At 53.3% G+C, this 19,042-nt stretch carries 19 protein-coding genes; 13 read left to right on the top strand and 6 right to left on the bottom strand.

Going from position 1 to position 19,042, the window contains the following annotated elements; all coding sequences use genetic code 11:
* The first annotated feature begins 43 nt into the window (after positions 1-43).
* Together F3J37_RS13775 and F3J37_RS13770 are read left to right on the top strand one after the other, a co-directional pair.
* Complete coding sequence (locus F3J37_RS13775) at positions 44-2,140, top strand: RecQ family ATP-dependent DNA helicase (RefSeq protein WP_166933913.1); 2,097 nt, start codon at positions 44-46, stop codon at positions 2,138-2,140.
* Positions 2,140-3,369, top strand: coding sequence for a DNA-processing protein DprA (locus F3J37_RS13770; RefSeq protein ID WP_166933911.1), 1,230 nt, complete (start codon positions 2,140-2,142; stop codon positions 3,367-3,369). The genes F3J37_RS13775 and F3J37_RS13770 overlap by 1 nt, the downstream gene beginning before the upstream one ends.
* A 55-nt stretch (positions 3,370-3,424) precedes the next feature.
* Here F3J37_RS13770 and F3J37_RS13765 read toward each other — a convergent pair whose 3' ends face one another.
* Positions 3,425-3,952, bottom strand: a complete 528-nt coding sequence (locus F3J37_RS13765) for an isochorismatase family protein (protein ID WP_034826913.1) — start codon at positions 3,950-3,952, stop codon at positions 3,425-3,427.
* 124 nt (positions 3,953-4,076) lie between these two features.
* Here F3J37_RS13765 and F3J37_RS13760 point away from each other — a divergent pair, with 124 nt between their 5' ends.
* A complete protein-coding gene (locus tag F3J37_RS13760) occupies positions 4,077-4,907 on the top strand; it encodes an AraC family transcriptional regulator (RefSeq protein WP_166933910.1) in 831 nt (276 codons plus the stop codon).
* A 72-nt stretch (positions 4,908-4,979) separates the two neighbouring features.
* The gene (locus F3J37_RS13755) at positions 4,980-5,933 is read left to right on the top strand and encodes a DMT family transporter (protein ID WP_058960082.1); all 954 of its coding nucleotides are present in this window, start codon (positions 4,980-4,982) and stop codon (positions 5,931-5,933) included.
* Positions 5,934-6,836: 903 nt separating this feature from the next.
* Here the strand turns inward: F3J37_RS13755 and F3J37_RS13750 are convergent.
* Positions 6,837-7,232, bottom strand: coding sequence for a transposase (locus F3J37_RS13750; protein ID WP_097118957.1), 396 nt, complete (start codon positions 7,230-7,232; stop codon positions 6,837-6,839).
* A gap of 527 nt (positions 7,233-7,759) precedes the next feature.
* On the opposite strand from F3J37_RS13750, the gene F3J37_RS13745 reads away from it, so the two are divergent.
* Positions 7,760-9,016 (top strand): oligosaccharide flippase family protein, encoded by a 1,257-nt coding sequence (locus F3J37_RS13745; protein ID WP_166933908.1) that lies wholly within the window; start codon positions 7,760-7,762, stop codon positions 9,014-9,016.
* Between the two features lie 8 nt (positions 9,017-9,024).
* On the top strand, positions 9,025-9,975 hold the full coding sequence (locus tag F3J37_RS13740; protein ID WP_034826903.1) for an ATP-grasp fold amidoligase family protein: 951 nt from the start codon (positions 9,025-9,027) through the stop codon (positions 9,973-9,975).
* 55 nt (positions 9,976-10,030) lie between these two features.
* On the opposite strand, the gene F3J37_RS13735 is transcribed toward F3J37_RS13740, so the two are convergent.
* Positions 10,031-10,312 (bottom strand): YjcB family protein, encoded by a 282-nt coding sequence (locus F3J37_RS13735; RefSeq protein ID WP_034826901.1) that lies wholly within the window; start codon positions 10,310-10,312, stop codon positions 10,031-10,033.
* Between the two features lie 252 nt (positions 10,313-10,564).
* Entirely contained in the window at positions 10,565-10,993 is a 429-nt protein-coding gene (gene soxS / locus F3J37_RS13730; protein WP_034826899.1) for a superoxide response transcriptional regulator SoxS, read from the bottom strand.
* Between the two features lie 97 nt (positions 10,994-11,090).
* Here soxS and soxR point away from each other — a divergent pair, with 97 nt between their 5' ends.
* Together soxR and F3J37_RS13720 are read left to right on the top strand one after the other, a co-directional pair.
* Positions 11,091-11,567: a redox-sensitive transcriptional activator SoxR gene (soxR, locus tag F3J37_RS13725; RefSeq protein ID WP_034826898.1), complete on the top strand. Its 477-nt coding sequence runs from the start codon at positions 11,091-11,093 to the stop codon at positions 11,565-11,567.
* A 44-nt stretch (positions 11,568-11,611) separates the two neighbouring features.
* A complete protein-coding gene (locus F3J37_RS13720) occupies positions 11,612-12,274 on the top strand; it encodes a glutathione S-transferase family protein (RefSeq protein WP_166933906.1) in 663 nt (220 codons plus the stop codon).
* 92 nt (positions 12,275-12,366) lie between these two features.
* On the opposite strand, the gene F3J37_RS13715 is transcribed toward F3J37_RS13720, so the two are convergent.
* Entirely contained in the window at positions 12,367-12,594 is a 228-nt protein-coding gene (locus tag F3J37_RS13715; RefSeq protein WP_166933904.1) for a hypothetical protein, read from the bottom strand.
* Between the two features lie 424 nt (positions 12,595-13,018).
* Between F3J37_RS13715 and F3J37_RS13710 the strand changes: the two genes are divergently transcribed.
* Together F3J37_RS13710 and F3J37_RS13705 are read left to right on the top strand one after the other, a co-directional pair.
* Positions 13,019-14,368: an NCS2 family permease gene (locus tag F3J37_RS13710; protein ID WP_166933902.1), complete on the top strand. Its 1,350-nt coding sequence runs from the start codon at positions 13,019-13,021 to the stop codon at positions 14,366-14,368.
* Between the two features lie 139 nt (positions 14,369-14,507).
* Entirely contained in the window at positions 14,508-16,157 is a 1,650-nt protein-coding gene (locus F3J37_RS13705; RefSeq protein ID WP_166933901.1) for a Na+/H+ antiporter, read from the top strand.
* 30 nt (positions 16,158-16,187) lie between these two features.
* Here F3J37_RS13705 and F3J37_RS13700 read toward each other — a convergent pair whose 3' ends face one another.
* Positions 16,188-17,090: a LysR family transcriptional regulator gene (locus F3J37_RS13700; RefSeq protein ID WP_166933899.1), complete on the bottom strand. Its 903-nt coding sequence runs from the start codon at positions 17,088-17,090 to the stop codon at positions 16,188-16,190.
* A gap of 104 nt (positions 17,091-17,194) precedes the next feature.
* Here F3J37_RS13700 and F3J37_RS13695 point away from each other — a divergent pair, with 104 nt between their 5' ends.
* From F3J37_RS13695 to F3J37_RS13685, 3 genes are all read left to right on the top strand, one after another.
* Complete coding sequence (locus tag F3J37_RS13695) at positions 17,195-17,620, top strand: CidA/LrgA family protein (protein ID WP_034826883.1); 426 nt, start codon at positions 17,195-17,197, stop codon at positions 17,618-17,620.
* Positions 17,613-18,308 carry an LrgB family protein gene (locus F3J37_RS13690; protein ID WP_034826881.1) on the top strand — a complete coding sequence of 232 codons (696 nt, stop codon included), beginning with the start codon at positions 17,613-17,615 and terminating at the stop codon, positions 18,306-18,308. Before F3J37_RS13695 ends, F3J37_RS13690 begins: the two co-directional genes overlap by 8 nt.
* 120 nt (positions 18,309-18,428) lie before the next feature.
* Positions 18,429-18,974: a YfaZ family outer membrane protein gene (locus F3J37_RS13685; RefSeq protein ID WP_034826879.1), complete on the top strand. Its 546-nt coding sequence runs from the start codon at positions 18,429-18,431 to the stop codon at positions 18,972-18,974.
* Positions 18,975-19,042 lie beyond the last annotated feature (68 nt).

The following is a 19,042-nucleotide window of genomic DNA, read 5'->3' as shown; positions in this document are numbered from 1 at the left end:
TCTCAATCAAAAGAAGGGACGCATTTCCCATCAAGGAGTGATAATGAAACAGCATCAGGCAGAAGTGTTATTAAAAACCGCACTGGCGGATGAGCAGGCTCAGTTTCGTCGTGGGCAGTGGGAAGCGATTGATGCTTTGGTCAATCATCGACAGAAATTATTGGTGGTGCAGCGCACTGGTTGGGGTAAAAGCTCCGTCTATTTTATCAGCGCCAAAATTTTTCGCGATCGCAGTATGGGTCCGACCATCATTGTTTCACCGCTACTGGCGCTGATGCGTAACCAAATTGAGTCGGCTCGTCGACTGGGTATTGTTGCTGAAACCCTCAATTCTTCGAACAGCAGTGACTGGTCTTCAGTGACACAACGGGTGCTGGACAATCAGGTCGATTGTTTACTCATCTCTCCAGAACGTCTCGCCAATGATCAATTCATCGAAACCGTACTGCAGCCGATTGCCAACCGTATCGCGCTCATGGTGATTGACGAGGCGCACTGTATCTCCGATTGGGGGCACGATTTCCGTCCTGATTATCGGCGCATTGTCAGCATCTTGCGGCAACTACCGGCGAATACGCCAGTGCTCGGCACCACCGCTACCGCCAATAATCGTGTCGTTGCAGATATACAACAACAGATGGGCGACATTGTGATTCAGCGCGGTGAGCTGATTCGTAAAAGTCTGGCGCTGCAAACGCTCATTTTGCCGAATCAGGCCTCTCGCCTTGCCTGGCTGGCGCAGGTCATTCCCTCTCTTCCGGGAACCGGTATCGTCTATACGCTCACCGTGCGGGATGCCGAGCAGGTTGCGGCCTGGTTACGCACGCAGCACATTGATGCGCGCGCCTATCATGGCAGCGTTGAGGCCGCTGGTTTCGACAGCAGCAACGACTATCGTCAACACCTTGAGACCTTGCTGCTAACTAACCAATTGAAAGTTTTGGTGGCGACCACCGCACTGGGAATGGGATATGACAAACCTGATTTGAGCTTCGTGCTGCACTATCAGGCACCCGCTTCCATTGTTGCTTACTACCAACAGGTAGGGCGTGCGGGACGTGGCATCGACCATGCGGTTGGCGTGCTGATGTCAGGCGGTGAAGATCGCGATATTCACCAGTTTTTCCGGCAGTCTGCTTTTCCAGCAGAAACTCAGGTATATGATATTTTGCAAGTGCTGGAGGAGAGTGATGGGTTGTCGATTCGTGATATCGAACAGCAGACCAATCTGCGCCAGGGGCAAATTGAAAAAGTGCTGAAATTGCTCAGCGTTGAAAATCCTGCTCCGGTGATTAAGGTCAAATCCCAATGGCGGAGAACGCCGGTCGCTTATCTGCTGGATCGCGAACGTATCGTGCATCTGACGCAACAGCGCGAGCAAGAGTGGCAGGAGGTGCAGCGTTATATCTCACAGCGCGGTTGCCTGATGACGTTTCTGCGATTATCACTGGATGACACAGACCCCGTATCCTGTGGCAAATGTGCCAGCTGCCTCGGTCGACCTTTGATTGACCCGCAGGTGGATGCGACACTGGCTCATCAGGCAGCGACCTTTCTACAGCGCGCCGAAACGGTGATTTTGCCCAAAATTCAGGTGGCTGCTCAGGCATTTGAAGAGTACGGTTTTCGCGGCAATTTACCTGCCGCTCTGCGTGCGCAGGAAGGTCGGGTGCTTTCGCGCTGGGGAGATGCCGGATGGGGATCTCGCGTAGTGGCCGAGAAAGCAGCCGGTCATTTCAGTGATGAACTGGTTGCTGCCATAGTGGAAATGATTGAACAGCGCTGGCAGCCAGCACCTGCTCCACGGTGGGTTTGCTGCGTACCGTCGTTGCGTCAGCCTCAATTGGTAGCGGATTTTGCCCGCCGATTGGCACAGCGACTCGGCATACCCTTTGTCGATGCACTGCAGAAAGTGAAAGATAACCCTCAGCAACGTCTGCAGAATAATCGCTTCCATCAATGTCGTAATCTGGATGGCGCATTTGCCACCAGCGCTGACCTGCCTGCCACTGCCGTGTTACTGGTAGACGATATTGTCGATTCAGGCTGGACGATGGCAGTGACTGCAGCCCTGCTTCAGCAAGCGGGTAGCGGCATTGTCTATCCACTGGCGCTGGCAACCTCAACGGTGAAAGAGTGATGAATTTATCTCCTGTTGCACAGGCAACGCTTTTGTTAACCAGCGACTTCTCGCGCCAGAGTGAGGATGAGGTGAAGCCGCTAGGTAATGCTGAATGGGGACGATTCGCCCTGTGGCTGAAACAACAATCTGCAACACCCGCCGATCTGCTCGGCTCTGGTGCTGATGTCATGCTAGCCGCCTGGGTTGATTCACATATCACGCGCGAGCGTATTGAAGCGCTACTGAGCCGTGGACATAGCCTGGCGTTAGCGATTGAACGCTGGCAGCGTGCGGGGTTGTGGGTGTTAACACGTTCTGACGCTGAATATCCAAGGCTGCTAAAGCAACAGCTGCGCACTGACGCGCCGCCGGTGCTGTTCGGCTGTGGTGATATCACTCTGTTAAATCACCCAGGCCTTGCGGTGGTTGGGTCAAGAAATGCCAGCGAGCGGGATTTAACGTTCAGCCGTCAGGTTGCGGCAAGAATTGCTTCTGCGAATATAAATCTGATTTCGGGTGGTGCACGAGGCATTGATGAAGCCGCGATGCTGGGCGCTTTGCAACATAACGGAGCCGTCATTGGTGTCCTCAGTGATAGTCTGCTCACCGCTGCGACCAGCGCCAAATGGCGTAAAGGTCTCATGGCAGGAAAGTTATTGCTGCTTTCGCCTTTCTATCCGGAAGCAGGCTTTACTGTGGATCACGCGATGGCGCGCAATCAATATGTTTATTGCCTGGCGAAGAGTGCGTTGGTCGTACACGCGGGTCACAAGGGCGGTACGCTGGCTGGTGCGGAAGAGAATCTGCGCAAGAAATGGGTACCGTTGTGGGTTAAGCCGACCGACGATGTACAGGCCAGCAACGCCCAACTGGTCACACAGGGTGGGCAATGGTGCGCTGCTCACCCCGATGACATTGATGTTGCGCAATGGATGACGACTCACCGTCATCAGCCTTACCAGCAGGATGATCTATTGAGCGGCGCATGGCACACGATGCCCGACAAGATCGCGGATGCTAATGTGGCTCAGGAACCAGAAGGAATCTGGCATCCATCCGATTTTTACCTGATTTTTCAGGCGCAATTGCCTGCACTGGCCGCCTATCCGGTCACGATTGAAGATCTGGGCTTGCGGACCGGTCTGCATCAGATTCAGCTGACTGAATGGTTGCAGCGTGCGGAGCATGAGGGGCTGATTGAACAGCTGGCAGGATCAAACCGTTATCAATGGAAGCGTAAAATCTAGCTGCTGAATGCCGCCCATAATGGAAGCCGGATAATTCTGCCCGGCAAAGTGACTGCTAATGCGGCCGCCACTCCCGCAGCAATACCTCAGTATCACGCACTAACACCGGGTTGCCCGGCAGAATCAAATCCGCCCAGATTTCATTGTGCTGATTGATCTGCTGTTGTGCGGAAACGTAAGTCCGGTCAGCGGTGGTATGCGCATCGGCAGCAACGGTGATGTGATAGCCCAGGCTGGCACCCACCTTGATGGTGGTATCGACACAGTAATCGGTCGCACAACCGCAAATCACAAAGCTCTCAATGCCATGTTGATCAAGCTGAGCCGCCAGGTCGGTTTGCCAAAAACTGTCACAGGCGGTCTTGTTAACGTAGATCGCATTGGCTGGCTGATCCAATTCCGGCACGATTTGCCAGCCTTCGCTGTTCACTTCGAGGCCAGGCTCAACGTGCTGAATAAAAATCACCTGATCGGCCGCTGCCGTCAGTTGATTGATGCGCTGACAACGTCCGTCACGATCAAAACGTGGCGAAGCCAGCACGCCGTTTTGCATATCCACTACCACGACAACCCGATTAGCCATCACTGCCTCCTTTATATAGAAGATGACAGTATCGCGATTGTGATGCATGCAGGTAAAGCAAATCTGTTTTGCATTTCATCTCGCCGCCGCGCATGCTAATTAACCTGTTTCTAGGAGGTGTGACGTGAAGGTGGTTCCGGAAATCTTTCCTGATAAGTGCGATCAGGCGCAGTTCCAGCATTTTGCTGAACTGCCGGGTATCGAGCTGTATCAGGCGCACATCTCGCGTTACGCTTTTGAGCCGCATACCCATGAAGCCTTCGGTATCGGCACCATTGAATCGGGTGCACAGCGTTTTCGCTACCGCGGCACGCACTATACGGCACCGCAGCATTCACTGGTAATGATGAACCCTGATGAATTGCACACCGGGGAATCGGCCTGTGATGAGGGCTGGCGTTATCGCATGATCTATATTGATCCGCAGGAGATGGAGCGGCTTACCGGCGATCGTCACTGGTGGTTTAGTGAAGCGCTGCGTACAGACGCCCGTCTGGCACAGCCGTTTTCCCAGCGACTGGCGCAGATGTGGCAGGCCACCAGCGCGCTGGAACGCGAGAGTCTGTTGCTGGAACTGCTGGAGCTATTACGCCCGCTGGCACATCAGGGAAAATCCCGACCCGACGAGGGCGCCCATCGCTTTGATGCGGTAAAAACCTATTTGCGTGAAAACCTGGCGGAGCCGGTTCGTCTTGATGAGCTGGCCGCCCTGGCGTCTTTGTCGCCGTGGCATTTTCTCCGCAGTTTTAAGCACCACTTCCATGTCACGCCACATCAGATGCTGATGGCCTTTCGTCTGTTTGATGCCAAGCAACGTTTGGGGAGGGGAGAAAGTGCAGCTTCGGTGGCGGCCGCCGTTGGATTGACCGATCAGGCGCACCTCACGCGCGCTTTTGCCCATCGCTATGGCATCACACCAGGGCGTTATCAAAAGCAAGTTTTCCCCTCACGTTAACCGCAATCTGCTACAAGCCTTTATTATCCGGTTACGCCACACTGCGACGGAAAAGTGATAAAGGAAAAGAGAATGTTTGCAGGAATCGTGTTTGCACTTGCCGCAGGATTAATGTGGGGGCTCATTTTTGTGGGACCGCTGCTGATACCTGACTATCCGGGTACCTTACAATCGGCCGGACGCTACGTGGCTTTTGGGCTGGTGGTCTTGCCGCTGGCATGGCTGGATCGCCGCCGTCTGAAACAGCTGGCACGTAAAGATTGGCTGGAAGCGCTGAAATTGTCGCTGGTCGGTAATCTGCTCTATTACGCCTGCCTCGCCAGTGCTATCCAGCGCACCGGTGCGCCTATCTCGACCATGATAATTGGCACCTTGCCGGTGGTCATCACTGTGACGGCCAACCTCTGCTACGGCCATCTTGAAGGGCGACTTTCCTGGCGTAAACTCTTTCCGGCGCTACTGATTATTGCTGCTGGCCTGGGCTGCGTGAATGCCGCTGAGATGCAAATGCAGGGGCCAGAATTTGACTGGTCGCGCTATCTTACAGGGCTGTTACTGGCGATTTTAGCGGTCGCCTGCTGGACCTGGTATCCGCTGCGTAATGGCATCTGGCTGCGCGCGCATCCACAGCATAAAGCCGGTAGCTGGGCAACGGCACAAGGGTTGGTGACCTTACCGCTGGCGCTGGTGTTCTATTTATTCGTGTGCGGTCAGCTTTACTGGCAGCAGCCTGAGTTCGCTCTGCCATTTGGCCCACAGCCCACGCGTTTTCTCCTCATCATGCTGGCGATTGGGCTGATATGTTCATGGTTAGGCACGCTATGCTGGAATGCGGCCAGCCAGCGTGTGCCAACGGTCATCATGGGGCCGCTGATTGTGTTCGAAACGCTGGCGGGTCTGCTGTGGACCTTCCTCTGGCGACAGAGCTGGCCGCCGCTGCTCACTGGCATTGGTATTGGCTGTCTCATCGTTGGCGTAATCTATGCCATGCGTATTAAACCGCAGCCGAAAGTCAGCGCGCTTTAACATGAATTTCTGGCTGCTGAGTAGAGGGGCTCAGCAGCCCTTTCTTCAGTGTTTTTAGGAATTTGCCCCCTCTGTTTTGCGCTCCTCTTCGCCATTTATATCCTCAGTCACCACCGCGATATAACTTTACCTCGCTTATCCTTGCCTGTTTTTACCCCACTTTGTCATAACCCATGTTGCATTCAGGGGGGCAATCCGGTCACTCAAGTGGGTGGAAACGAGGTGATAACCCGCGGGGAAGGGTAAAAAAACCGGCGCCGGCAGGGTTAAAAAGGTGTTCTGTCTGCATTTTTACTGCGATTTGGCACTGAAAATTACCGCTTTAAGCCACCATTTTCTCAAGATGCTGCTCCGGTGTTGAGAAACATCCGCTGAATTTGCATGAAAAAATGATTAAACACAGCGATGAATTACCGGGCGATATTTCCAAAAAGTCGCCATTTTTTACTGTTATTGTTTAGGTGTGATAACGTTTCTAATCCGGAATAATCCTGGTGCGGTTATCAGCGTATTGCTCTGGCCAGATGGCAACCCGTGATCATCACCTAAAGTGATAGGTCCAATAAAAATAAGAGTTATTGTGTGAGCGATTACATGCCGTTGTTCATGACTGCTTAACAGATTTATCTGTATTCAGTCCTGATCATTAATATCAGTTAAGTAATAAAACGAAGCACCAATCTCACCGTAATGAGATTGGGCTGCGTCTAAAAGGCTTGAATAGCGAGACTTTTGCTGATGTGAATCAATTTTACCGCAAAAAAGGAAGCAAATCCGCGATGATATTCATCAGGAAAAAATGGTGCGAATTGTTATGTTACGAACGCCGAATTAAATGATCTTCATCTCTTCTGGTAAGAACAAATCTCAGCATTAAGTCAAATAACAACGGTCTTAATGGTGTTAACGATTATCGGAGCCTGAAGGATAGTGGTAAACACTGCGGCTAATATCCAGCAAACGACAGCTGCGACGCGTTCCAATGTCGAAGGTGGTTTGAAGGAAGTTAACGGCTTGCCGCTTCTCATTTGTAGTGAAGAAGTTTTTCAGCACGCTTTGCAGCATCTCTTTATCGGAACTCAACGACTGCAGTTCACGGGTAAGGTTTTGTAGTTGATCCTCCAACTCTTTGATTTTTCGTCCTTCTTCGGAAGAAAGCCCAGAGAACTTTTTCTTCCAGCTGTAGAAGGTGGCCTCGGAAATGCCAAGCTCTTCACAAATCTCCCTGACTTTCACTCCCGTTTCAGAAGCTTTAATGGCATTTGTGATTTGCTCTTCGCTATATCGTGACTTTCTCATAAATGCTCTTACCTTTCTTATCAATTAGTGGATGAGAATTACTGTATTAATATCTGGTACTGCAAAAAGAGTATTAATGCAGTATTAAAGTGCGCGATTAGAATTGCGAGGTTTAAATTAAGTTATTTAGAATAAATATCATCATGGGATAAATCTTATTTTATTCTGAATGCCATTGAACGCCTTCCTGGCTTTGGGTTTTTGATATAGATTCATTCCATCCCAAATGCAGAAAAATACTACAATCATTGGAAATACGGCATAACCTGTTTGTGAAAATCACAGGGTGTGCCAGTAAACCTTTGCTTCGAATTCAGGCTGAAATCGTTTACATCCGCAGAGTTTCGCACCAGGTTTAATCGGAATTTTCCTGAATTCATTCAAAGAATCCTGACGGGAGTCTCATTTTTCGGACCAGTTTGGTTTGAAGTTATTAATTTAAGTCAGGCCCACTGAGCGCTTGTTAATTCATTTCAAGGACGTTGTACCGAAAGGCAGTTGCTGTAAGTAATACTAAGGATCAGTCGATGAAATTGAGCGTAATGTCTAATGCCGCCTGGATGATGTCTGAGAAGATCGTCTCGGTGTTTGGCGTCATATTTGTGACCTCCTACGTGGCGAAGTCATTTGGCCCGACCATATTCGGTCAGATGGCGTTTTCAACCTCGTTGTTCTCGATGGTACAGACCGTAGCGATTTTCGGTACCGAAACCATCCTGTTCAAACGCATCAGCAAAAGTGCGCCGAAAGGCCTGCGGCTGATGGCGGTGGCCCGCACCATGCGGTTGGTTTTGTTGTTGCTGACCTCCATCCCGGTGTTGATTTGGGTGTGGTACAACATGCAGGAAAATTTCCTCGCATTTGCCCTGGCCTCGTTTATCTCCTCCGTTTTTGTGACGCAGGATACGTTCAGCGTTTATAACAATGCGCGTCTGGCTTCCCGACTCAATACCGTGGCTAACTCGGTCGGTCTGCTATTGGGCTTTATCCTGAGTTTCACCATTGCCTGGCTGCACCTCAATCCCTTGTGGCTGACGCTGTCGATTGTGCTGGTCACGCTGGTGCCGTACGTCATTAAACGGTCTAACTTTTACCGCGAAAACCAGGACATGGCGCCACCGCAGGAGAAGCGCAATACCTACCTGCGTTATCTGCTGTACGCCGGTTTACCGTTGGCAATTTCCAGCATCTTCATTTCCGTGCAGGTTAAGGCGGCCCAGATGTTTCTGGCGGGTATAGCCTCCGCTCGCGATCTCGGCCTGTTTGCTGCCGCCAATACCATTTCGGCGTCCTGGATATTCATTCCGGTTGCCATCATCACTTCCTGCTTCTCGGAGATCTTCCGGGAGCGCGGAGCAGCCGCCATCAAGCTCACTGCGCGGCTGAACGGCTATGTCATGGGTGTTTCATTGTTGTTGTTAGCGGTGATCGCGCTGTATGGCGAGCAAATCATCATCGCTTTGTATGGTCACGAGTACACACAGTCAGGGAGTCTCATTACGTTACTGTCGTTAGCAACCTGCTTTTCGGCAATGGGGACCGTAGCGTATCGCTACATGGTGAAAGAGGGCGGATTTAACTATCTGCTGAAGAAGATCATCTGCCTGATGGTGATCAGTCTGCCGCTGTCGTGGTGGCTGATCCAGGGCTACGGCATCATGGGTGCCGCCTGGAGCGTCTTCATCTCTGAACTTCTGTCCCTCACCGTAATGAATTACTTCTTCAATAACGGCGTCATTCAGAAGATTCAAGTTTCCTCACTCAACTACAAAACCTACAAATGAGGTCCGATATGCTCAAGTTGAAAGATGAACTCAGAAGAAGTGTCCAGTACTTCATCAAGAAGATGCCCTGGGCTTACCAGGACCGCATCTATTACTTTCATAAATTCCGCAAACTGCCCAATTTGCGTCAACCGAAAGTGTTTAATGAGAAGGTGCTGTACCGGAAATTCGTTTTTGGCGATTACCAAATCTATGGCCGCCTGTCGGATAAATATTCGGTGCGCGAATACATCGCCGAGAAAGTGGGCAGCGAATACCTGATCCCATTGGTGTATGAGACCAGCGACCCGCACTCGCTGCATACGCTGCCGAGCTGGAAGAACACGGTCATTAAGCCCAATCACGGCTCCAATATGGTGGAAATCCTGCTGGAAGAGCCGGATGCGCTGAAGAAGCAGAAAATTATCAGTGACTGCCATCGCTGGTTGAAGACCGACTTTGCCAATGAAGCGCGTGAGATTCACTATCGCTACATCAAGCCGCGTATCCTGGTGGAGCAGTACATTGGTGATGGCAAAACTGCGCCGATTGATTACAAGTTTCACATGTTCAACAAGCGTGACGGCAGCTTTGAATATGTGCTGCAGGTGATTTACAACCGATGTAACCCGTTACTGTCGATGAATTTTTATGTGAACAACCTCAATGAGGCGTACCACAAAATTCGCGATACCGGGCTGGATGTGAATCCACAAATGGCGCAGTTACAGCACGCATTAGCGCTGAGTAAAACCCTGGCGAGCGATTTTGATTATGTGCGTGTGGACTGGTATATCGATGGTGATCGGATTTACTTTGGCGAGCTGACGTTTACGCCAGGTGCCGGGTTGGTAACCGGGTTGGACCGTGGATTAAACCAGATGATGGGTGATATGTGGATTCAAGACCGCCGCGGTACGCAGATACCGGGTGTGACGGTGCCGGAAGTCGCTATTCCAGCCGTACTGAAGAAAATTTGAGTATCACACAGCAAAATAAAAAACCCCGCTTAGCGGGGTTTTTTATTGGCTGCGATTAAGGCATCGGCCAATCAGCAGGCGTCTGGCTCATCACTTCTACGAAGGCGTTTTTGGAGATTTCCATGAAGTTGTGCAGATTTTCCATGCTCAGGGTAATGCCGAGCAGGCCGGTAACGAACCAGCATGACATGCCTACACCAATACCGCCGCACATCAGTGCCATCACGTGGTGACTATTCTGACGCAGTTTAATTTTCATGGTGCTGGCAAAGAACATCATGATGGCGCTGAGCAGCTCCCAACGCATGACGATTAAACTGGTGGTTAACGTAGCCATCTGCAAAAACCTCTTCAAATCAGTAATATCCCTGACATTGATTGGACATCACTGGCGGCAAAGAAGGAGGGTCAGGGAGGCCCTTCTGGCCGTCTTACGCGGGGGTAAATCTGTGACTTGGGTCACATTATATCACCCGATTTGAAAGTTTGAACAAAATTTATACCTGGTATGGTAGAAAGATTTTTATCGAAGCGGGGGAGATGGCAGAGGCAAAGCGGGAAGGTGCGCCCGTGAAGGGCGCGCAGAATGTCACTGAACCGGGCAGCACTCGCCGGTGGTGCGCTGGGCAAAGCTGTTCATGTTTTCACTGCAATCGAAACTCAGCAGACGCGGACGCTGAATCATCGCCTGACGGCGCATGGTGTGACGATAGGCGGTCGGCGTCTGGGAAAACTGACGGCGGAACACGCGCGAAAAAGTTTGCTGTGAATCGTAACCGTATTGCATCGCGATATCGAACACTGGACGCTGAGTCTGGCGTAACGCTTCAGCGGCCAGAGTCAGGCGGCGCTCACGAATATAGCCACCCAGCGTTTGTTTCGTCACGGTACGGAACATACGCTGCAGGTGCCATTTTGAGTAGCCGGATTTTGCTGCCACTTCGTCGATCGACAGGGCCTTATCCAGATTTTCATCGATCCAGTGTGTCAGTGAATGAATGATTTCCTGTTGCATCATAGCCTCATCCTTCTGAAAGGTTTATCGGGTTTGAAATTCGAAGTTTTGATGGGGTGCGAGTATAATTCCTCAAGTTAACTTGAGGTAAAGGCCCTAAATGAAAAAAGAACGCAATTACCCAAAACCGGTGTTAACGCCGGGTGAAGTGGCGAAACGTAGCGGCGTGGCCGTTTCCGCGCTGCACTTTTATGAAACCAAAGGTTTAATTTTCAGTTCGCGCAATGGCGGCAATCAACGGCGTTACAGCCGCGATGTGCTGCGCCGTGTGGCGATTATCAAGATTGCGCAGCGCATCGGTATTCCGCTGGCCACTGTCAGCGACAGTTTGATGCATGTACCAGCCAACAAGCGTATGTCGACGCAGGAGTGGGATGCGCTGACGCAGCACTGGCGTGAAGAGCTGGATAAGCGTATCGAAACCCTGACGCGTCTGCGCAACGATTTGGACGGGTGTATTGGCTGTGGCTGCTTATCGATGCGCGATTGTCCACTGCGCAATCCCGGTGACCGTCTGGCACAGCAAGGTTCGGGGGCGGTGTTACTCGATCCTGAGCAAGACGAGCACAAAGGTTAATCCGCTATACTTGCCGGGAGACTTTGACCGGCAAGGAAAACCGCATGATTACCGTTCACCATCTGGAAAATTCCCGTTCGCATCGCGTGTTGTGGCTGCTGGAAGAGCTGTCGGTGCCGTATCAAATTAAACGTTATCAGCGCGAGGACACGCTGCTGGCGCCAGAGTCATTAAAGAAAACTCACCCGTTGGGGAAGTCGCCGGTGATTACCGATGGCAATCGGGTGATCGCCGAGTCAGGGGCGATTCTGGCATATCTGCAGCAGAAATATGACAGCGAGCATTTGTTCGCCATCACGGACGAGGATGAACAGATTCAGGCGCGTTACTGGCTGCATTACGCAGAAGGGTCGCTGATGCCATTGCTGGTGATGAAGCTGGTGTTTGGGCAACTCGGGAAGAAGCCGGTGCCGTGGATTTTACGTCCGGCAGGCGTGGCGTTGAGCAAAGGGATTCAGAAGGCCTGGTTGAACAAGCAGCTAAAACTGCACGGCGACGTGATTGAGCAGCATCTTAGCCAGCATCGTTATTTCGCCGGGTCACGGTTTAGCATCGCCGATGTGCAGATGAGTTTCCCGCTGCTGGCGTTGCAAGTGCGGGGATCGTTGAAAGAGATGCCGGCCACCGCACGCTGGCTGGAATCGATGCAGCAACGTGCTGCCTGGCAACGCGCGATTGAGCAGGGCGGGGCGATTACGTTTAGTTAGTTTGTCGCTGCAGTGCTGTGGGTTGGGTGCTGTGAGTTGGGTACTATAGGTTGAGTGCTGTGGGTTAGTCGTTGTGGGTTGGGTGCTGTGGATTATCGCTGTGAGTTGATTGCCATGCCCATCAAAGGCCCGCCCGATCGCAAAGGAATAACGCATCCATGCAGATCGGCCGCGCCGTCCATGGCGCGGACGCTTTGCTCTTCGGGCGGGCCTTTGCTGGGCCTCAAGTTGATCATCGCTTCAAGTTGCAGCAACCTCATACCTTTGGTGCCGTTGGTGAGAAAATTATGCGATGAATGGAATGGGTCGCGATTTTCCATACATTCATCACACGGACGCTTTGCTCTTCGGGCTGGCCTTTCTTGGGCTTCAAGTTGATCATCGCTTCAAGTTGCAGCAACCTCGTACTTCGGGTGCAGTTGGAGTGGAAAACTATGCGATAAATTGAAAAAACCAATATTTTCCAGCCAGTTCCGACCCCTTAAGTTTCGCCAAAAGCAGTGTAACCACATTGTTAACCCGCGCCAGTCTGCGCTTTATCCTGCCTGATAATCGATTAGTAGTTGAAAACCCCATAGCAAACGCCAGATAATCGTTTGCCTTTTTCCGTGTCCCCCTTTTACGACCTGGAATACGCGGCCACGTAAACGTTTGCCTCTTTTCTCTTTGAGAACCTTCACCAGGATGATGCGCAAACGCGGGCCGTGGGGCTCATTACATCTTAAAAAACGCAGAGGATTTACTATGTCTGGCGACTCACGCCCGGCCAGTGGAAAACTGGACGCCTGGTTCAACATCTCGGCACGCGGCAGCAGCGTGCGTCAGGAAATTTTGGCGGGGCTAACCACCTTTTTAGCCATGGTTTACTCCGTCATTGTCGTACCGGGTATGCTGGGTAAAGCCGGCTTCTCGCCGACTGCCGTGTTTGTAGCGACCTGCCTGGTCGCCAGCTTTGGTTCGATCATCATGGGATTGTGGGCCAACCTGCCCATGGCGATCGGCTGTGCGATTTCCCTGACCGCCTTCACCGCGTTTAGCCTGGTGCTGGGCCAGCACATTAGCGTCCCGGTTGCCCTTGGCGCGGTATTCCTGATGGGCTTGCTGTTCACGTTGATTTCGGTCACCGGGATTCGCGCCTGGATTTTGCGTAACCTGCCGATGGGCGTGGCGCACGGCACGGGAGTCGGTATTGGCTTGTTCCTGCTGCTGATTGCGGCCGATGGTATTGGCCTGGTTGTGAAGAACCCAGCGCCGGGCTTGCCGGTGGCACTCGGCCACTTCACCTCGTTCCCGGTGATTATGGCGCTGATCGGGCTGGCGGCCATCTTTGGTCTGGAAAAACGTCGTGTGCCAGGCGGAATTTTGCTGACCATCGTAGCGATTTCTGTGGTGGGTCTGATCTTTGATCCGGCTGTCACCTATCAGGGGCTATTCGCTATGCCGAGCCTGAAGGATGCCAACGGCCAATCCGCGATGTTTAGTCTCGATATCATGGGGGCGCTGCAACCGGTGGTGCTGCCAAGTGTGCTGGCGCTGGTGATGACCGCGGTATTTGATGCCACCGGCACCATTCGTGCAGTGGCGGGCCAGGCGAATCTGCTGGATAAAGACGGCCAGATCATTAACGGTGGCCGCGCGTTGACCACCGACTCCGTCAGCAGCCTGTTTGCCGGTTTAGTCGGTGCTTCGCCTGCGGCGGTGTATATCGAATCGGCAGCCGGAACGGCAGCGGGCGGTAAAACTGGCCTGACAGCGATTGTCGTCGGTCTGTTGTTCCTGTTAATTCTGTTTATGTCCCCGCTGGCCTATCTGGTTCCGGCCTACGCGACGGCGCCAGCGTTGATGTACGTTGGCCTGCTGATGCTGAGCAACGTGGCGAAGATTGACTTCAATGACTTTGTCGATGCGATGTCGGGTTTGGTCACTGCCGTGTTCATCGTCCTGACTTGCAACATCGTGACTGGCATCATGCTCGGCTTCGGCTCGTTGGTGATTGGCCGCCTCTTTGCGGGTGAATGGCGCAGGCTGAACGTGGGCACCGTGGTGATTGCTGTTGCACTGGTGGCCTTCTACGCGGGTGGCTGGGCCATCTGACTTTTGAACGCGCTTATTTCCAGATAAGTCTCTTTCTGGTCCACGCCGCACGCAGGGTTGCCCCTTTGTGCGGCGTTTTGTTTTACACTTTCCTGCGCAACAACATCGCTTTAATGAAATTGATTCGCCTAAGGAAAGCATGGAAATCTTCTTTACTATTCTCATCATGACGCTGGTGGTGTCCCTCTCCGGCGTGGCGGCGCGCATATTGCCGTTCCAAATTCCCCTGCCGTTGGTGCAAATTGCCGCTGGTGCATTGCTGGCCGTGCCGAGCTTTGGCCTGCATGTCGATTTTGACCCCGAACTGTTCCTCGTGCTGTTCATTCCACCGCTGCTGTTTGCCGATGGCTGGAAAACGCCGATTAACGAATTCCTGCACCACGGACGCGAAATCATGGGCCTGGCACTGGTGCTGGTGCTGATTACCGTGGTCGGAATTGGTTATCTGATTTACTGGCTGGTGCCGGGTATTCCGCTGATCCCTGCCTTCGCGCTGGCTGCGGTGCTGTCACCTACCGATGCCGTGGCGCTCTCCGGCATTGTCGGGGAAGGGCGCATCCCGAAAAAGATCATGTCGATTGTGCAGGGCGAAGCCCTGATGAACGACGCATCCGGCCTGGTATCACTGAAGTTTGCGGTCGCGGTGGCGATGGGCACCATGGTGTTTACCTGGGGCGGCGCCAGCGTGGAGTTCCTCAAAGTGGCGGTCGGCGGTCTGGTCGCCGGTGTGGCGGTGTGCTGGCTATATGGCCGCTCGCTGCGTCTGCTGAGCCGCTGGAGCGGTGACGATCCGGCGACGCAAACCGTGCTACTGCTGCTGCTGCCTTTCGCCTCTTATCTGATTGCTGAGCATCTGGGCGTGTCGGGCATCCTCGCGGCGGTGGCGGCGGGTATGACCATTACCCGTTCTGGCATTATCCGCCAGGCACCGCTGGCGATGCGTTTACGTGCGAATAGCGTATGGCAGATGCTGGAGTTTGTGTTTAACGGCATGGTGTTCCTGATGCTGGGCCTGCAACTGCCGGACATTCTGGAAACCTCCGTCGCGCAAGCCAATGCCGATCCGAACGTCGAGCTGTGGATGCTGTTCACCGATGTTGCCCTGGTGTATGTCGCCTTGATGATCGTGCGCTTTGGCTGGTTGTGGATGATGCAACGTGCCAGTTTGCGTTTCCTGAAGAAGAAGCCGCTGGAATTCTCAAACTACTCATTCCGTGAGTTGCTCATCGCCTCTTTTGCCGGTGTGCGTGGTGCCATTACATTGGCCGGTGTGCTGTCGATTCCGCTGTTTCTTAGCAATGGCGAACCGTTCCCGGCTCGCTATGAGCTGGTGTTTATTGCCACCGGTGTGATTCTGTTCTCGCTGTTTGTCGGGGTGATTCTGCTGCCGATATTGTTACGCGGTATGGAAAGCACCGATAAATCGGGACATCGCCGTGAAATCCAGCATGCGCGTGCGGCAATGGCCAATGTGGCGATTGAGAGCCTGCACAAAATGGAGCAGCGGCTGGAAAACGATGCGGAAGAGAATATCGATCCGGAGCTGTTAAAAGAGGTCAGTTTGCGCGTGATTGGCAATTTGCGCCGCCGCGTGGTGGGCAAAGATGAGGTGGATCAGGCGTTGTTTGCCGAAAACCTGGAGCGTCGTTTCCGCCTCAATGCCCTGCGTGCCGAGCGCGCCGAGGTTTACCATCTGCGCGCGACGCAGGAGATCTCTAACGAGACGATGCAGAAACTGCTGCGCGATCTCGACCTGCTGGAAGCGTTGTTGATTGAGAAAGAGGAGTAAGCACAGCTCAACAGCTGGCATATAGCGCCGCTACACCGATAACCGTGGCGGCGCGTCCGGCCAATGCTCGCGGCAGCAATCTATCCACGCCTGCGCACTGCGCGACAGATAGCTGCCTTCTCGCCAGATCAAACCCAGACTCCACTGCAACTCCGATTCCAGTGGCAACCACAGCAGCGATTGCTTATCCAGCCGCCGGCAAATCGGCTCGGGTAAAATTGCCAGCCCCATTTCGGCTTGTACCATTGCTGCCAGGAAATCCCACTGCGCGCTGCGCACCGCAATCTCCGGCGTCAGTCCCTGACGCTGAAATGCCTTCATCAACTGACGATTAAGCGAGAACTCTTCATTCAGGATCAGCAGTGGATGAGCCGCCAGTTCCTTGAGACCCAGGCTGCTGCGATTGAGCCACTGCGCGCTGCGCGGCAGCAGCACGCACAAAGGATGACGCATCAGTTCCAGCGTATTGAGCGGCAAATCCGCATCGACCGGCAGCGCAGTGAGGGCGATATCCAGCCCGCCGTTCAGCACGGCCTGCTGCACCGTTAAGCCGCCGGATTCGACAATCTTCAATTGCACACCCGGATAGCGGCGGCGAAACGCGGAGATCGAACCGGCGATCTGCATCCCGACCATCGGCGGGATGCCCAGCCGCAGTTCACCGGTTTTCAATTCATTGATATCGCCAATCTGCGCTTCCAGTTGATGAAACTCCTGCAAAATCGCCAGCCCGCGCTGATACACCGCCTGACCGCTGTCGGTGAGATGCAGCTTGCGGCCCTCACGCAGCAGCAACGTGCAGCCGAGTTCTTCCTCTAACTGGCGCAGCATTTTGCTGATGGTAGGTTGCGTGACAAACAGCTTCTCAGCGGCACGGGTGAAACTTTGCTGGCGTACTACCTCGGTGAAATAGCGTAGGGCGCGGACGTCCATCAAGCATTCCTTTTTGGCATAGTTTGAATAATTTTAATTCATTTCTTTCACAGTTTGACGCGGATTTATACTAAGCCCAACGTTTAATTCTGGGGAGAAGGAAAATGGCGCTTGCATTGAGTCCGCGCAGAACGGACATCCTGCAACGTGTTTTTGTGCCATTGCAGTTGGTGCTGTATATCGGCCTGTTTATGGCCAGCGACAAACTGGTGAGCTGGCTGCATTTGCCGCTGCCTGCCAATGTGGTGGGAATGGTACTGCTGTTGCTATTGATCATGACACGCGTGGTGCCGCTGCGTTGGGTGAAAGCCGGGGCCAACTGGCTGCTGGCGGAAATGCTGCTGTTCTTTATTCCTGCCGTCGTGGCGGTGGTCAATTACAGCGATTTATTGCGCAGCGAAGGCTGGCGTATCTGTGTGGTGATTGCGGTGAGCACTTTGTTGGTACTGGCGGCGACCTCGCTGGTGGTGGATCGTCTGTACCGCTTCGAACTGGCGCGTGCGGCGCGTAAGCAGGCGCATCATGGCTGATTTCATCATTAGCCTGCTGTGCCTGGCGCTAACGCTGCTGGTCTATTACGTCAACAAGCGCCTCTATCGCCGCAAACAGACATTGCTGCTGATGCCGCTGGTAATGACGCCGGTGGTGCTGGTGGCGCTGCTACTGCTGACGCACGTCAGCTGGAAGGATTACATTGCCGAGAGTCATTGGCTGATCTGGCTGCTGGGCCCGGCAACGCTGGCGTTTGCCGTGCCAGTGTATGAAAACCTGGAGATCATCAAGCGCCACTGGTTATCGCTGAGTGTCGGCGTGTTAACCGCCACGCTGGTGGCGGTGTGCAGTTCGGTATGGCTGGCGCGACTGCTGATGCTGCCGGAAACCATCCAGCGCAGCCTCGCGGTGCGCTCGATTACTACGCCATTTGCACTGGCGGCTGCACTGCCGATTGGCGGCCAGCCGGATTTGGTGGCGCTGTTTGTGGTGATCACCGGGGTGTTTGGCATGGCAGTAGGCGATGTGCTGTTTCTGCGTATTGCCATCAAACAGGGCGTGGCAAAAGGTGCCGGATTTGGTGCTGCGTCGCACGGTGCGGGAACGGCTCGCGCTTATCAATTAGGTCAGCAAGAGGGCGTGGTATCGAGCCTGGTAATGATGCTGTCAGGCGTGGTGACGGTGATTCTGGCACCGCTGTTGAGCCACTTGTTATGGGCGGCCTGATGGTCGCTTTTTGCGCACTGTCATCGATTTTTACGTAAAGGTTTCCAAATAAAGTTGTCTCCTGCTGCCAGGCTGTTACCCTTTGCGCCGACTTATTTGTCCTTCATGGAGTGGAATCATATGTTTAAGCAACTTGTTACTGGAAGCGTATTGGGTCTGGCACTGCTGAGCAGCGGCGCGCAGGCAATTGAGGGCAGTGTTGACGTGGGTGAGCATAGCACCAACCTGAACCTTGGCCTCGGCACCACCTCTCCTGGCCTGTTCCTGAAAGGCAACTGGCTGCGCAGCGATCACGATGGCAGCACCTACGGTCTGGGCGCGGGCTACAACATCGATTTTGGCGACTTCCGCATTGCCCCTACCGCCAAAGCACTGTTCACCCATCCGGAAGATGGTCGTGATGGCTTCACCGTGGCTGTAGGTGCCGGTGCACAGTACAACTTCAACAGCATGTGGGGCCTGTACGGCGAATACTACTACGCGCCGGAAGCGTTCTCCGATCGTCTGGACAGCTACAAAGAAGCGTCTGGTGGTCTGAGCTTCACCCCGATTTCACTGCTGAATCTGCGTGTGGGTTATCAGTACATCGAGCTGAACAACAAAGGCGATCGCAAAGACAACGTGTTGGTCGATGGCCCATACGTGGGCGCGTCACTGCGTTTTTAATGATGAAACCCGATGCACCTGATGGCGCGTCGGATTCATCATCGCACAAATTGAATGCCGCCCATTTG

This window comes from Candidatus Pantoea communis, assembly GCF_011752685.1.
GTDB classification, from domain to species: Bacteria; Pseudomonadota; Gammaproteobacteria; order Enterobacterales; family Enterobacteriaceae; genus Pantoea; species Pantoea communis.
The sequence above is the reverse complement of the archived record's forward strand: the minus strand, read 5'-3'. Positions and strand labels throughout refer to the sequence as shown.